A 14,506-nucleotide genomic window follows, 5' to 3' on the forward strand; every position below is an offset into this window, starting at 1 on the left:
GCGGAGGCGGGCTGTCAGAGGTCGAGGGTGGGGCGGTGGGTGCGCAGCCATTGGTCGAGGTCCAGGACCAGTTCCAGACCCTCGCGCGGGAAGCGGTCCGTGCCGGAGGATTCCAGCAGCAGACTGCGTACGGCCCGCAGGTCGAGGAGGTCGGCGGCGGGGCTGCCGGTGGTGATCAGGTGGTCGGCCTGGCGAGTGAGGGCGGTCCGGTAGGCGGGGTCGCGGGTCATCGGGTAGGGGCTCTTGCGGCGGTCCCGTACCGGTTCGGGAAGCAGGTCGGCGACGGCGGCGCGCAGCAGGCTCTTCTCCCGGCCGTCGAAAGTCTTGAAATCCCAGGGGGTGTTGAAGACGTACTCGACGAGGCGGTGGTCCAGGAAGGGCACGCGGACTTCCAGGCCGACGCCCATGCTGAGGCGGTCGGCGCGGTCGAGCAGGCAGGGCAGGAAGCGGGTCAGGTTGAGGTAGCTGTCCAGGCGCAGCGCCGCCTCGGCGGGCGCGGTTCCCGGCAGGTGCTCGATCTCGGCGGCCGCGACGGCGTGGAGGTCGGCGCGGTGCGCGGGCAGGTCCAGTGCGGCGGCCAGGGCGGGGTCCAGGAGCCGGGTGAGATCGGCGCGGTCCAGCACGGTGTCCCAGGGAAAGGATTCGGCTGCCGCGGCTTGGGGCGTGAACCAGCGGTATCCGCCGAACAGTTCGTCGGAGCCGTCGCCGGCCAGGGTGACCGGGAAGTGCTCGCGTACCGCGCGGAACAGCTGGAGCAGTGAGGTGTCGAAGTCCCCCATGGTCAGTCCGTCTCGCAGGCGCCCGGCCTGGGCGCGAAGGGCGGGGTCGGCCAGGCTTCGGGCGTCCAGTCGTACCCGGCGGTGCGAAGAGCCCAGGTGGCGCACCATCAGCTCGGCGTAGGGGCCGTCCAGATCGCGTCCCATGGCGTCGTCCTGCCCGGGGGCGCTCGTGCCCAGGTCCACCGAGAGCGTGTGCAGCGTCTCGGCCGCGGGGCGGGCCAGGGCTGCGATGGCGCTCGAGTCGAGTCCGCCCGACAGCAGGACGCTCACCGGGACGTCAGCCGCGAGCTGCCCGGTGACGGCCTCCTCCAGCAGGGAGCGCACCCGCGCCACCGTGGTGGGCAGATCGTCGTGGTGTTCCGTCGGGGGGAGCGACCAGTAGCGGTGACTGCGCACACCTGCGGGGGTGAAAACGGTGAGTGTGCCGGGCTCGACCTCGTGCAGTCCGGCGAAGGCGCTGCGTCCCGGTGTCTTGATCATCGGGTGGGCGGACAGCAGGAGTTCCCGCAGGCCGTCCAGGTCCAGCCGGGCTTCCACCGCGGGGTGGGCCAGCACCGCCTTGGGCTCGGAGCCGAACACCACCCCGTCACCGCCCCGCGCGTAGCACAGCGGTTTGATCCCGAGCCGGTCCCGCACCAGCGTGAGCCGTTGGGCTCCGGGTTCCCACGCCGCGTAGGCGAACATGCCCTCCAGTCGTGCGGGCGCCTGCTCGCCCCAGGCGTCGACGGCCCGCAGCACCACCTCGCCGTCGCCGCGGGTCGCGAACCGGTGCCCGCGGGCGGTCAGTTCCGTCCGCAACTGGGCGTGGTTGTAGACCTCTCCGGTGAAGACCACCGCCAGGTCGGTACGTCCGCCGCGTGTCACCACCATCGGCTGGCGTCCTCCTGCCGGGTCCACGACGGCCAGACGCGTGTGTCCCAAACCCGCCGAGTCCTCGTGCCAGGTCGCGGAAGCGTCCGGCCCCCGGCACGCGAGCGTCCCGGTCATCTCCTTGAGGGAGGTGTCCTCGGTCCCCTGTGGCACGTAGCCCGTGAACCCCGCATAGCCGGCCAGCCCACACATCGTCGAAACTCCCCAGCCCCGGCACGCGGGGCACACGACACGCTCCAGGACCCCCTCGCACATCAGGCGCCGTACACCGGGTGGAGGCCCGCGGCCGGACTCAATGCGCCGACCGCCAAGACTGAAACGATCACACCTCGACCGGGTCACCGCTCCGCGCACGGAAACCCCGGATCAATCCCCCGGTCGGCACCGCACGGCCCTTCCCGAACCCGGGCGAGCCCTCAGCTCCGAGACCATTGCGGCAGGACGTTTTTCGAACCGCTCCCGAATTCAGACGTTCTCCGGGGTTCGTCGAAATAGCGCTCCCGGAGTGAGCGACGCCACTGCTTCACCATGCAAGAAAGCATCAATCAAGAGTCAACAGAGCATCCCGCACGGTAAAGATCGTGAATTCCGCGAACCGCCCACTCCTCGCCGCACTCCTATTCCATAGCGGTGCCCCAAACGAGGAGGCACCCAGAAGGGGAACGATCATGCGAAACAACAAGCGAATCGGGCGCCGTGTCACCGGTGGTGCGATCGCCGCGGTGTCCACCCTGGCTCTTGTCGGGCTGACCGCCGGTACCTCCCAAGCGGCCGCGGTGTCACCATCACGGACCGCGGCGGCTCGGCCCGCATGGGCGGACACCAACTCCCTGAGCGTCCGGATCCACGCCCTCAGCCCCGGGGCGGGCCAGCGCTACGCGTCGGTCGTACTCACCAACAAGACCCACAAGACCGTACGCACCCAGGGGTACACCGGCCTTCAGCTCCTCAACTCCCACGGCAAGAACGTCACCACCCACGTCGTCCGCGACCCCGGCCACACCCCCTTGCTCACTCTCAAGCCGGGGCAGAGCGTCCACACCACGCTGCACTGGACCGTCGTCGGCGCCAAGGGCGAGCCCACCAAGGCCGAGAAGAACCCGACCGCACTCGAGGTGACCCCGCCCGATTCCCGTCACCATCTGACGACAGCCTGGAAGCTCGGCGACGTCCTACAGAAGGGCCGGATCGACATCACTCCGCTGGCCAAGGGCACCGGACCCAAGAACTGACAAGCCCTGGTACGCCGCCTGCCTGCGCGACGTATGGCCCACTGAGGCCAGGCACGTCACGCAGGCAGCCTGTGAACGCTTGCGCTCTGCGACGCCGACTGGTCGCCGGCGCAGGGGTCGTGTGCGTCTACCAGGTGAAGGTCGCGGTGGTTCGGGCCGGCAGCGTGTAGACGAAGGACTGGCTGCCCCAGTTGACGCGCACGGACTGGGTGCTGGTGCCGCCGTTGTGCGCGATGAGCGCCTTGGAGCCGTCGGGGTTGCGCCAGGCGACGTTCTGCACGGTGCTGTTGGCCGTGGAGGCGATGCGGTACGCACCCGGCTTGACGAACTTGGTGAGGTGGCCGGTGGTGTAGTACTCGATGGTGTAGTCGACCTGGCCGGCCCGCGAGCCGCCCTCCTGCACGGTGATCAGTCCGGTGCAGGTGCCGCAACCGCCGTTGTGCGGCCCCATGTTCTGGTTCAGCGCCAGGCTCCACTTGACCAGGCTGCTGCTCCAGTTGCGGGCGTAGTTGACGATGTCGGCGAGGTCCTCGTTGTGCTGGTTGGAGATCCAGGTGCCGCCCGAGTGCTCCGTGCTGAACTGCTTGACGGTCGGGTACTGGTTGTGGACCTGGGTGCCGACCGCAGGGTCACCGAAATAGCCGTGCCAGGCGATTCCGCCGAACAACGGGTCATTGCGGACGCCGGAGTCGGCGAGGACCGCGGAGCCGAAGTTGGCGTAGTCACCATAGTTCCAGTCGTGGACGAGGACCTTGGTGGTGATACCGGCGGCGCGGAAGGCCGGATAGACGTGGTTCTTGGTGAACTCCACGAGTCCCGAGGGATTCCAGCTCATGCCCGGGTAGTTCATCGCCGTCGGATTGCTCGCCTGACAGCAGTTGGGCTCGTTCTGCACCGAGATGTAATTCACGGGAATTCCGGCGGCCTGATAGCTCTGGATGTACTTGACCAAGTACTGGGCGTACATGGGGTAGTACTCCCACTTCAGCCAGCCCATCTGGTCCATGCGCCCGTTGTCCTTCATCCAGCCCGGCGAGCTCCACGGCACGCCCTTCACCCGCAGCGCCGGGTTGAGCTGCTTGGCCTGGCCGGTCAGGAGGCGGACGTTGGTGTCGTATCCGTTGGCCCCGAAGTCGTTGAGGTTGCAGCACGTGTCGTCGAGCGAGACATTGCCCGGCCGGGACAGGTCGGAGGCTCCGATGGGGTTGCGGACGAAGGACAGCCCGATGCCCGCAGTCGGGGAGAACAGCTTCTGCATGACCGTGTCGCGGGTGGCAGCACTGATCGGGCCGCCGCGCAGCAGGTAGGCGGTGGTGTCCGTGATCGAGGCGCCACCGCCCTCGAACTGCTGGTACGTCGTGTTCTCGTCGATGTTGATCGTGTGCTGGGCGGTTCCGCCGGCCGGGCCGAAGCGCAGCGCCGTCTGCTGCGCCAGACCACGCGTCACGTTACGTCCGGCGGAGTCGGATGTGGTCGTCAGCCAGACGTTGACCGGCTCGTTCACCGCCTCAGCGGTGCCACTGGTCGCGGCGAGCGTCGCCGCCGCGACAACACCGGCGAGAAGGAAGCGAGTTGCCCGGGACAGACGGGTTAAGGAACGGATTGGTCTCATGCTGTCGCCCTTCGCAATGGTGGGGGCAGTGCAAGGCATTCAGATACGTGACCAGACGGCCAGTGTGGGATTAATTCACGGGAAAAGTAAAGGTCTGAACCAGACACGTCAAGAGCTCGAACACGCTCGGGGACGATGCCTACGCCGTGCCGGGGAGCCGCACCGTGACGAGGAGACCGCCGGCGGGGCCGGGGATGAGGTCGAGCGTCCCGTCGTGGGCGCGGACGATGCTGTGCACGATGGCCAGGCCGAGGCCGGCGCCGGCGTGCTCGTCGGTGCGTACGCGTTCCATTCCTCGCTGGAAGGGTTCGGTGAGGGTCGGTACCTGTTCCGGTGGGAGCCGACGGCCCGTGTTCTCGACCCGCAGCACGCTCGTGTCGCCGTACGCCTCGGTGTGGACCGTCACGGTGCCACCGGCCGGGAGATTGTGGACGACGGCGTTCTGGACGAGGTTCGTCACCATCCGCAACAGAAGCTCCGCGGAGCCGCTGGTCCGGGCCGCCTCACCGGTGACGTCGAGCGTGATCCGGCGCTGTTCGGCGAGAGGAAGCAGCGTTTCGGCGGCTTCTTCGGCGAGGAGGGAGAGGTCGACGCTCTCGCGGGTGAAGTTCCCGGAGTCGCCGCGGCTGAGCAGCAGCAGGGCCTCGGTGAGGTCGATCGCCCGCGCATTGACAGTGTGCAGGCGTTCGATGAGTTCGTCCCGGTCGCGCGTGGGGTCCTTGCGGGCGACGTCGAGGAGTGTCCGCGAGATGGCCAGGGGCGTGCGCAGTTCGTGGGAGGCGTTCGCGGCGAACCGCTGCTGCTCGGCGACATGGGACTCGAGTTGTTCGAGCATCGAGTCGAACACGTCGGAGAGTTCACGGAATTCGTCCTGGCGGCCCTTCATGCGGATCCGGTGGGACAGCGATCCGTTCCCGGCCATCCGTGCCGCATCCGTGATCCGTGTGAGGGGTGCGAGCATCCGGCCGGCGAGGATCCACCCTCCCAGGAGGCCGAACACGAGGAGGGAGCCCAGCGCTGTGGCCGCGGCGGGTGCGAAGCCGCGCAGGAGGTCGGAGCGGTTGGGCCCGACGATGATCACGGCGCCGAACGTCTCCTGGAGGGCTCTGGGGTCGTTGGCCGGTAGCCAGCGCAGCACGAACACCCACATGACGGCCAGCAGGAGAGTGCCGGCGACGAAGAGGAATCCGGCGTAGCTGAGGGTGAGTTTCAGGCGGGCGCTGCGCCCTGGGCGTCTATTCATGAGTGCCGCCGGGGTCTGTCGTGCCCCTCGTGTCCCTGCCGGTGTCGATCCGGTAGCCGACGCCGGGCACCGTGGTGATGATCCACGGTTCGCCAAGTCGTTTGCGCAGTGCGGAGACGGTGATGCGCACGGCGTTGGTGAGGGGGTCGGCGTTCTCGTCCCAGGCCCGTTCCAGCAGCTGTTCGGCGCTGACGACTCCGCCCTCCGCGGCGACGAGGACTTCAAGGACGGCGAACTGCTTGCGGGTCAGCGCGACATAGCGTCCGTCGCGGAAGACCTCCCGGCGGAAGGGGTCGAGCCGCAGGCCCGCGATCTCGCGGACCGGGGGCCGGGCGTACGCGCGTCGGCGGTCGAGCGCCCTCAGCCGCAGGACGAGCTCCCGCAGCTCGAACGGTTTGGTGAGGTAGTCGTCGGCGCCCAGCCCGAACCCGGAAGCCTTGTCGTCGATACGGTCGGCCGCGGTGAGCATGAGGATCGGGATGCCACTGCCGGAGGCGACGATGCGCCGGGCGACCTCGTCGCCGGAGGGGCCGGGAATGTCTCGGTCGAGGACCGCGAGGTCGTAGGAGTTGACGCTGAGCAGTTCCAGGGCGGAGTCGCCGTCGCCGGCGATGTCGGCCGCGATCGCCTCGAGGCGCAGACCGTCACGGACGGCTTCGGCCAGGTAGGGCTCGTCCTCCACGATCAGTACGCGCATGTCTGAAGCCTAAGCAGCACAACTTATCGCCGGCGTATGCAAAGACGTGTGCGCACCGGACACGCGGCTCAGCCTGCCGGTGCCGGCACGGGGCGAGGCTGGTCCGACGGCGCTTCCACCGTAGTGCGCCACCATCGGCGCGAAGCCAGCCCGGCCAGCATGGCGCCGGTGGCGTTGACCAGTACGTCGTCCACGGAGGACACCCGGTCGAGGCGCAGGACGTACTGTGCGGTTTCGACCAGGACCGAGCAGCCCGCCCCGAGCGCCAGGATCCGCGGCACGGATGCCAGCGCCGCGAACCGCATCGGGGCGAAGAACCCCAGCGACGCGAAGACCAACAGGTTGCCGACGATGCCGAGCGGCCCCATCGTGACCAGGTCCCGAAGCGGTACGAGGCTCACCACGCCAGAGACGGTGCCGGGCGCGGCGCCCGGCATCATGGTCAGCCACAGGAACGGCACCGTCCCGTGGACCATGCCCACCTCGGCCAGCGATGTCCGCCACGCCGATGTGACACCGGCGGCACGCCGCCGCCACGCCAGAGCCCACGTCACCAGCGCGGCCAGCGGCAGCGCGACCAACGTCATGAGCACCACACCGTTGAACGTGTCGAAGCAGCCGTGCCACCGCCCCGCCATGCACCTCGGAGCCGACATCATGAGCGGCCCCCGCACGAGGAACACGGCGCTCGCCATCCCGAGGATCACCAGGCAGAGGAGCACGATCCTGTGCGTGCGGAGGAGCGGTGCCACCGGAGATGCATTGCGGTTCATGCCCTCATTGGAGACGGCGGACCGTTGCGGCGGCGTATGCGATTTTCGATACACCCGCGATACCCGGAATCCCCGGGATCAAGGGGCTGCTCGACGCGGGCGCGTGCTTTGCAGGAAACCTTGTTCTCGCCGTCGCCGCGCGTCACGTGGCCCGGCCGGAGGGGGCGGTCGTCAGCGGGCCCGTTCCCCGGAGCGGGGAGTCGCAGGGGGCGTAACATCCGGGCAGGAGCCAGGTCAGGCATTGCACTCGGTCTTGAATGCAATGTATACGTTGTGCATGCTTTCATCCGGTGACCGTTCCGAAGAACGTCCAGGGATGCACAACCAGGCCGAAATCGCCTACCGGCGGCTGCGCGAGCGGCTGTTGGACGGGCATTACACCCCCGGTGTCCGGCTCACCGAGCTCGGTATCTGCGAGGACCTGGGCATGAGCCGGACCCCGGTCCGCGAGGCGCTGCGCCGACTGCAGAGCGACGGTCTGGTGAGTTCAACAGGCCGGGGTGTGGTGGTCAGTTCGCTGTCCCCCCAGGAGATGCTGCACGCCATGCAGCTGCACGGCGCCCTGGACGCGCTGGCCGCCAAGCTCGCCGCGACCGCGCAGCGCGAGGGGCAGCTGTCCCCCGCGCAGCTCAGCGGGCTGAAGGAGGCTTCTCGCCATGTCGAGGAGCGGGCCGAGGCGGGCGATCCGGCAGGGGCCTGGCGCGCGAATCTCGACTTCCACATGATGCTGGCGCGCCTCTCGGGCAATCCTCTGCTGGAGGACGCGCTCGACCGCATCTGGGCCCGGTTCGCCATCGTGAGCCTGAGCAACATCAACCGCCGCAGCGACCTGACGCCTCGCCAGCACGACGCGATCGTGAGCGCCATCGTCGACGGCGACCCTCAACGGGCCGAGGCCGCGGCGGCCGATCACGTCCGGGAAGCGGCGGCTATGTACGGAGAAGGCCGCCACTGACCAAGCGGTCAGCCGCCTGCGGATCCAGCTCACCCGGGCGGGTGTCCGCATGCTCGATTCCTTCTGCCGCACCCGGCCCCTGACCTGAGTGCCGCCGGCCGCGGCAAGGCGCCGCCGACGCCCCGGCCGATCTCATCAGCTCGGGCATCCTGCCGCCGCGGCATGGCCCCCTCGCGCGCCCTGGAGCGGCGCTCACACCAGGCGGCCCATACAGCCGGGCCATAGCGCTACCCGCGAGTAGCACCTTTTTGCCGCAAGCCTTGTCCGATCCCTTGTCGAGCCTTGATGTGCAATGTATACATTGCACATCAACGGCAAGGGCGCCCGCGGACGCCCCGGCCGACACCACTCACCACCGGGCGTTCCACACGCCCGGGGAGACGTTCCACGCGCAAGGGACAAGCGCCAACGGTCGCCTCCGGAACCGCATTTGACGAGCCGTCACCACTTCCGGTCGCCGCCTTCCACCCCGGTCCGAGCCACCCGGCACGGCACCGGTCCGCGGGGCTGTCCCTACGAACCGCCATCACGATCACCAACTTGAGGTGAATCTCATGCCAGGATTCGGCCGAAGCGGACGACACACGGCCCTGCTCAGTGCGACAGCGGCAGTGCTGCTGGTCGCCACAGCGTGCGGCTCGGGGTCGGGTTCGAGCAGCAGCGGAGCAATCAAGATCGGCGCCTCGCTGCCGCTGTCGGGCCCGGTCGCCGACGCCTCCAAGCCCGCCTACGAGGGCTACAAGGTGTGGCTCGACCAGCTGAACAAGAACGGCGGGCTGCTGGGCCGCGAGGTCGAGCTGAAGGTGCTCGACGACGGCTTCGACCAGAACACCGTCGTCACCAACTACAACCGCCTCATCAGCCAGGAGCGCTCCGACCTGCTGCTCGGCACCTTCTCCTCCAGGCTCAACCTGCCCGCCTCGGCCGTGGCCGAGCGCAACAAGATGCTCTACGTCGAACCCTCCGGCGGCGCCGAGGAGATATTCAGCCGCGGTTACGACTACCTGTTCTTCGCCCAGCCCAGCACCTCGCTGGACCTCCCGGAGCAGTTCGTCCAGTACATCAAGTCGCTGCCGGCCGACCAGCGGCCGAAGACCGCCGCCTATCCCACGCAGGACGACCCCAACACCGACGTCACCATCAACGAGTTCCGCAAGGAACTCACCGAGCTCGGCGTGAAGACGGTCTACAGCGAGAAGTACGCCCCGGACACCGTCAACTTCGACCCCATCGCCAGCGCCGTCGCCCGCGCCAAGCCCGACCTGGTCATCCACGGCGCGGTCGCCGCCAACGACGGCGCGGGCCTCGTCAAGGCGCTGCAGAAGCAGCAGTTCAGCCCCAAGATGATGTTCCAGACGAACGCCCCGAGCCTCATCGGCTCCTATCCCAAGGCGATCGGCGCGAAGAACACCGAGGGCATCTTCACCTCGGCCGCCTGGAGTCCGAACGCCGACTACAAGGGCAACGCCGAGTTCGTGAAGGCGTACACGCAGGCCTACGGATCGGCGCCCGGCGACGACGCCGCCAACGCGTACACCGCGGGCCAGGTGCTGGAGGCCGCCGTCAAGGGCGTGGGCAGCCTCGACCAGGACAAGCTCGCGGACTGGCTGCACTCGCACACCGTGCAGACCATCGTGGGCCCGCTGAAGTGGGACTCTCGCGGGGTCCCGGACGGCGACATGCTGCTCGCGCAGTGGCAGAGCGGGAAGTTCGAGTTCGTCGCCCCGGCCGCGCAGAAGACCGTCGACAAGGCGGTCAACCCCAAGCCCGGGTGGTCGTCGTGAGCCAGTTTCTGCAGACCGTGATCCTGGGGCTCCTGGTCGGCGGCGTGTACGCCCTGGTCGCCTCCGGGATGAACCTCATCTTCGGCGTGATGAAGATCGTCAACCTCGCCCAGGGCGGCATGCTCATCCTCAGCGCGTATCTGACGTACACGCTGTGGAACGCCACCGGCATCGACCCGCTGCTCCTGGTGTTCATCACGACGCCCTGTCTGCTGGTCGTCGGCTGGGCCACGTACTACGTCTTCATCGAGCGCTCGCGGACCACCGATCCCTCGATGGCGCTGGTGACGACCTTCGGGCTCACCCTCGTCACCAAAGGTGTCATCGCGCTGGTCTGGGGCAATGAACCGCAGGCGGTCACCCCCGGCTACGCGAACCGCTCCTTCTCGGTGCTCGGGCTGCGCTTCCCGCAGGCCCAGGTGTACGCCTGCCTCGTCGCCGCGGTGGTTCTCACCGGCCTGTATCTGCTGCTGCGCCACACCTGGCTCGGCCGGTCCATCCAGGCCACGGCGTCCAGTTCGGAGGGCGCCCGGCTCATCGGCATCGAGGTGCGTTCCGTCTGGGCGGCCGCGTACGCCCTCGGGGTGGCGGCGGCCGGCGCGGGAGGAACGCTGCTGAGCGTCCTGTACCCGTTCATGCCGAGCTCGGCCGACCACTGGATCGGGCTGATGCTCTCGATCATCGTGCTCGGCGGCATGGGGAGTCTGCCCGGCAGTGTGCTCGGCGCGCTGGTCATCGCCCTCGCCGAGTCCCTGACCTCGACGTACATCGCCCCCGACTGGGCCGCCGCGGTCCCGTATCTGGCCATCATCCTGGTGCTCGTGGCCCGCCCGCAGGGCCTGCTCGGCGCCCGGCTGCGAGAGGACATGAGCCGCGCATGAGCATTGCGAGCCTGAGCAACAGCCGACTACGGGCGTACGGCATCGGCCTGGCCGCCGTCGCCCTCGCCGTCCTGCCGCTCGTCAACGACAACGCCTATCTGCAGAACATGGCGATCATGGCGTTCCTGCTCGCCGTCATGGCCTCCGGCTGGAACATCATCTCCGGCTACACCGGCTACGTCTCCCTCGGGCAGAGCGCCTTCCTCGGCGTCGGTGCCTACACCACCGCGCTGATCTCGATCCACACCGGCGTCTCCCCACTGCTCGCCGCCCCCGCCGGGGGTGTCGTCGCCGCGGCCTCCGCCGTCGTACTGGGGCTCGTCGGACGGCGTACGCGCGGTATCGCCTTCGTCATCGTCAGCTTCGCCTTTCTGGAGTTCACCGCCCTGCTGGTGTCCAACTGGGGGTCACTGACGAACGGCAACCACGGGCTCGCGCTGCCGCTGCCCACCTGGGACCGTGCGTATCTCAACTGGCCGTTCTACTACTATCTGTTGGTCCTGCTCGCGCTGACCGTGTGGGGTTCGTGGGCGATCCGCCGCTCCAAGTTCGGCATCGGGCTGATGGCGATCCGGGACGACGAGTCGAAGGCCGAGGGCATCGGGCTGCGCACCGACCGCTACAAGATGCTCGCGTTCGCGGCGAGCGCCTTCCCGATCGGCATCGCCGGCGGCGTCTACGCGTACTACATCGCCTACCTCGAGCCGGCCTCGATGTTCGACATCGTCATCGCCATGCAGATCGTGCTCGCCGCGCACCTCGGCGGCGTGGGCACGCTGTGGGGGCCGGTTCTGGGCGCCTTCCTCCTCGAGCCGCTCAACCAGTTCACCAACCAGAACCTCAGCGGGCCCGACGCCGGTTCATGGCGGATGATCATCTACGGAGCGCTGCTTGCCGCGATCGTGCTGTTCTTCCCCAAGGGCGTGCTCACCGAGGGCGCGGCCTGGCTGGCACGCCGGCGCCGCACCGAGCCTCAAGCGACGGCCGGCATCCGCCTGACCGAGGTTCCCGACCAGCTGCCCCCTGTCTCGCCGGCCCGTGAGCGCGCATCGGGCGGACCGCTGCTGCGGGTGGACGGGCTGGCCAAGTCGTTCGGCGGGGTACGTGCGGTCGACGGCTGCTCGTTCACCGTCGAGCGGGGTTCGATCACCGGGCTCATCGGGCCCAACGGGTCGGGCAAGACAACGGTGTTCAACCTCCTCGACGGCAGTCTCACCGCCGACGGCGGCAGCGTCCACCTCGGCGAGCGGCGCATCGACCACCTGCCGCGCTGGCAGCGGGCGCACTCCGGGCTGGCCCGCACCTTCCAGTCCACCAGGGTCTTCCCGCAGCTCACCGCGCTGGAGAACCTCGCCGTGCCCAGCCGCTCGTTCTCCACGGCGGGGCTGAGGACCTCCGCGATCAGTGGCAAGGAAGCGGCACAGGCTCGCGAATGGCTCGCCTTCGTCGGCATGGACGCCTACGCCGACCACCACGCGGGCGGGCTGTCGTACGGGCAGCAGAAGCTCATCGAACTCGCGCAGGCGCTGATGCTGGAGCCGGAGATCCTGCTGCTCGACGAACCGGCCGCGGGCATCAACCCGACGCTCGTGGAACGGCTCGCGGGCATCGTCCGCAGGCTCAACGAGGCCGGCACGACCGTGGTCGTCGTCGAGCACAACATGCCGCTGGTGCTGTCGCTCTGCGACCACATCCACGTCCTGGCCCAGGGCCGCGTCATCGCGAGCGGACCGCCCGGACGGATCGAGCACGACCCCGCCGTGCTGGACGCCTACCTCGGTGACCACACGCCGAGCCCGGGCAACGACCCGGCGACCTCGGGAGCCACCGCATGATCACCTTCCAGAACCTGGTGGCCGGATACGGCCGCGCCGGAGACATCCTGCGCGGCGTCGACTTCAGCGCCGCCGAAGCCGCGATCACCTGCATAGTCGGCCCCAACGGCGCGGGCAAGTCCACGGTGCTCAAGGCGTGCAGCGGGCTCCTGCGCCCACGCGGCGGACAGGTGATGCTCGGCGACGAGGACATCGGCGGGCGCTCCCCGGCGCAGATCCTGCGCCGCGGGGTGGTCCAAGTACCCCAGCACAACGGGCTGTTCCCGTCCCTGACGGTGCGCGAGAACGTCATGCTCGGCGCGTACGTCAACCGCCGGGAGCGCGAGCGCAACCGACGCCGCTACACGGAGATCGCCGAGCTGTACCCGCTGATCGCCGAGCGCGCCGACGACAAGGCCGCATCCCTGTCCGGCGGGCAGCGGCGCACCGTCGAGTTCGCGCGCGCCCTGATGCTGACCCCGCGCGTCGTACTCCTCGACGAGCCGACGCTCGGCCTGGACCCCAAGGCGAGCAAGCAGCTCGCCGACTCCATCACCACCCTCAAGCAGGAGGGGGTGACCGTCCTGATGGTCGAGCAGAACGTCCGTTTCGGCCTCACCCTCGCCGACCACGCCGTCGTCATGGAAGGCGGCCGCGTCCTGCACACCGGCTCCGCCGGCGCCCTGCTCGCCGACCCGGACATGGGCCGGCTCTTCTTCGGCGCCGCTCCCCCACAGGAGACATCATGAACAGCGCATATCTGAGCCTGGTCCAGGCACTTCCGGGTTCGGGTGCCAGGGCCGCCGAGCCGTTCCTCGTCGGCGGTCTGGAACTGCTCGCGATCCCGCAACTCGCTTACGACATCCCCGGTCGGCCCGCCCATATGAACGGCGGCGACAGCGAGACCGAGGTGCTGCTGCTGCGCCGGGACGGGGACCGGTTCGAGCCCTGGGGAAGCCTTGCGGCGCCGGGCGGCGAGGACGCCGAGTTCTTCCGCATCGGGGAGCGGGCGTTCCTGGCGGTGGCGAGCATTCGTACCGGCGCAGGCCCGTACGAATACGCCATCCCCTCCACGCTCTTCGAATGGGACGGCACACGGTTCGTGCCCTTCCAGGCCTTCGACGGCTTCGCCGCGAAGGAGTGGCGGCACTTCACCGTCGACGGCCGGCACTTCCTCGCACTCGCCCAGGGGGTGGCCCTCCCCGGACTCGCCGAACAGAACCGGCCCTCCGTCATCCACGCCTGGGACGGCACACGCTTCGCCCGCTTCCAGGACATCCCCTCCCAATGGGCGTACAACTGGCACGCGTTCACGGTGGGCGGGCACGAGTGGCTCGCCCATGCAGACCATGCCGGGCCCAGCGTCCTGTACCGGTGGCACGGGGGACGGTTCGTCCCGCACCAGGAGCTGGCCACGGCAGCGGGCCGGGCCTTCGCCACGTTCGACGACCCGGACGGCAGCGGTACGTACCTGATGATCGCCTGCATCGACGACGGTTCACGGGTGCTGCGCTGGGACGCGACGGCCGACCGGTTCGTCGAGCACCAGAAGCTCATCGGGGCGGGCGCGCGCGAACTCGCCGTCGTACGCACCGACCGCGGGCTCTACGTGATCCGGGTCAACTTCATCGAGGGCACTCCGGCCCATCCCACGGCCGCGCTGATGTCGCAGGTCTACCGGTGGGACGAGGGCCGGCTCGATGTCGTCGACGAGTTCCCGACGACGGGCGGCACCGACATCGCCGTCCTGGACAGCGCGGCGGGCCCACTGATCGTGCAGACCAACGCGCTGAGCGCCGACCTGCGGTTCGCCGCCGAGAGCCGCGTCTACCGCTTCCTGGGCTGAAGCCTCGATCCGGTACGGCC

The 14,506-nt window shown here is 69.0% G+C and carries 12 protein-coding genes; 7 read left to right on the plus strand and 5 right to left on the minus strand.

What is annotated here, in order from left to right:
- Nucleotides 1-14 precede the first annotated feature (14 nt).
- On the minus strand, nt 15-1,841 hold the full coding sequence (gene asnB / locus OG246_RS31665; protein ID WP_266471201.1) for an asparagine synthase (glutamine-hydrolyzing): 1,827 nt from the start codon (nt 1,839-1,841) through the stop codon (nt 15-17).
- Nucleotides 1,842-2,317: 476 nt separating this feature from the next.
- Between asnB and OG246_RS31670 the strand changes: the two genes are divergently transcribed.
- Nucleotides 2,318-2,881: a DUF4232 domain-containing protein gene (locus OG246_RS31670; RefSeq protein ID WP_266471204.1), complete on the plus strand. Its 564-nt coding sequence runs from the start codon at nt 2,318-2,320 to the stop codon at nt 2,879-2,881.
- A gap of 127 nt (nt 2,882-3,008) precedes the next feature.
- On the opposite strand, the gene OG246_RS31675 is transcribed toward OG246_RS31670, so the two are convergent.
- The 4 genes from OG246_RS31675 to OG246_RS31690 form a co-directional block, all read right to left on the minus strand.
- On the minus strand, nt 3,009-4,493 hold the full coding sequence (locus OG246_RS31675; RefSeq protein ID WP_266471208.1) for a glycoside hydrolase family 30 beta sandwich domain-containing protein: 1,485 nt from the start codon (nt 4,491-4,493) through the stop codon (nt 3,009-3,011).
- A 139-nt stretch (nt 4,494-4,632) separates the two neighbouring features.
- On the minus strand, nt 4,633-5,736 hold the full coding sequence (locus OG246_RS31680; RefSeq protein ID WP_266471210.1) for a HAMP domain-containing sensor histidine kinase: 1,104 nt from the start codon (nt 5,734-5,736) through the stop codon (nt 4,633-4,635).
- Entirely contained in the window at nt 5,729-6,433 is a 705-nt protein-coding gene (locus tag OG246_RS31685) for a response regulator transcription factor (RefSeq protein ID WP_266471214.1), read from the minus strand. The genes OG246_RS31680 and OG246_RS31685 overlap by 8 nt, the downstream gene beginning before the upstream one ends.
- Before the next feature lie 68 nt (nt 6,434-6,501).
- Nucleotides 6,502-7,206 (minus strand): VanZ family protein, encoded by a 705-nt coding sequence (locus OG246_RS31690; RefSeq protein ID WP_266471217.1) that lies wholly within the window; start codon nt 7,204-7,206, stop codon nt 6,502-6,504.
- Nucleotides 7,207-7,522: 316 nt separating this feature from the next.
- Between OG246_RS31690 and OG246_RS31695 the strand changes: the two genes are divergently transcribed.
- The 6 genes from OG246_RS31695 to OG246_RS31720 all read left to right on the plus strand — a co-directional run bounded on the left by OG246_RS31695 (nt 7,523) and on the right by OG246_RS31720 (nt 14,486).
- Complete coding sequence (locus OG246_RS31695) at nt 7,523-8,161, plus strand: GntR family transcriptional regulator (protein WP_266471220.1); 639 nt, start codon at nt 7,523-7,525, stop codon at nt 8,159-8,161.
- Nucleotides 8,162-8,715: 554 nt separating this feature from the next.
- On the plus strand, nt 8,716-9,945 hold the full coding sequence (locus OG246_RS31700) for an amino acid ABC transporter substrate-binding protein (protein ID WP_266471223.1): 1,230 nt from the start codon (nt 8,716-8,718) through the stop codon (nt 9,943-9,945).
- A complete protein-coding gene (locus OG246_RS31705) occupies nt 9,942-10,826 on the plus strand; it encodes a branched-chain amino acid ABC transporter permease (protein WP_266471226.1) in 885 nt (294 codons plus the stop codon). The genes OG246_RS31700 and OG246_RS31705 overlap by 4 nt, the downstream gene beginning before the upstream one ends.
- Nucleotides 10,823-12,661, plus strand: a complete 1,839-nt coding sequence (locus OG246_RS31710; protein ID WP_266471229.1) for a branched-chain amino acid ABC transporter ATP-binding protein/permease — start codon at nt 10,823-10,825, stop codon at nt 12,659-12,661. Before OG246_RS31705 ends, OG246_RS31710 begins: the two co-directional genes overlap by 4 nt.
- Nucleotides 12,658-13,389, plus strand: coding sequence for an ABC transporter ATP-binding protein (locus tag OG246_RS31715; RefSeq protein ID WP_266471232.1), 732 nt, complete (start codon nt 12,658-12,660; stop codon nt 13,387-13,389). Before OG246_RS31710 ends, OG246_RS31715 begins: the two co-directional genes overlap by 4 nt.
- Nucleotides 13,386-14,486 (plus strand): hypothetical protein, encoded by a 1,101-nt coding sequence (locus OG246_RS31720; protein ID WP_266471235.1) that lies wholly within the window; start codon nt 13,386-13,388, stop codon nt 14,484-14,486. Before OG246_RS31715 ends, OG246_RS31720 begins: the two co-directional genes overlap by 4 nt.
- Nucleotides 14,487-14,506: the final 20 nt, after the last annotated feature.

The organism is Streptomyces sp. NBC_00620 (assembly GCF_026341825.1).
GTDB lineage: Bacteria > Actinomycetota > Actinomycetes > Streptomycetales > Streptomycetaceae > Streptomyces.

Coding starts and splice junctions, on each gene's coding strand:
- OG246_RS31685 (WP_266471214.1), bottom strand. CDS start 6,433: ATGCGCGTACTGATCGTGGAGGACGAGCCCTACCTGGCCGAAGCCGTC.
- OG246_RS31710 (WP_266471229.1), top strand. CDS start 10,823: ATGAGCATTGCGAGCCTGAGCAACAGCCGACTACGGGCGTACGGCATC.
- OG246_RS31700 (WP_266471223.1), top strand. CDS start 8,716: ATGCCAGGATTCGGCCGAAGCGGACGACACACGGCCCTGCTCAGTGCG.
- asnB (WP_266471201.1), bottom strand. CDS start 1,841: ATGTGTGGGCTGGCCGGCTATGCGGGGTTCACGGGCTACGTGCCACAG.
- OG246_RS31695 (WP_266471220.1), top strand. CDS start 7,523: ATGCACAACCAGGCCGAAATCGCCTACCGGCGGCTGCGCGAGCGGCTG.
- OG246_RS31690 (WP_266471217.1), bottom strand. CDS start 7,206: ATGAACCGCAATGCATCTCCGGTGGCACCGCTCCTCCGCACGCACAGG.
- OG246_RS31680 (WP_266471210.1), bottom strand. CDS start 5,736: ATGAATAGACGCCCAGGGCGCAGCGCCCGCCTGAAACTCACCCTCAGC.
- OG246_RS31670 (WP_266471204.1), top strand. CDS start 2,318: ATGCGAAACAACAAGCGAATCGGGCGCCGTGTCACCGGTGGTGCGATC.
- OG246_RS31715 (WP_266471232.1), top strand. CDS start 12,658: ATGATCACCTTCCAGAACCTGGTGGCCGGATACGGCCGCGCCGGAGAC.
- OG246_RS31720 (WP_266471235.1), top strand. CDS start 13,386: ATGAACAGCGCATATCTGAGCCTGGTCCAGGCACTTCCGGGTTCGGGT.
- OG246_RS31675 (WP_266471208.1), bottom strand. CDS start 4,493: ATGAGACCAATCCGTTCCTTAACCCGTCTGTCCCGGGCAACTCGCTTC.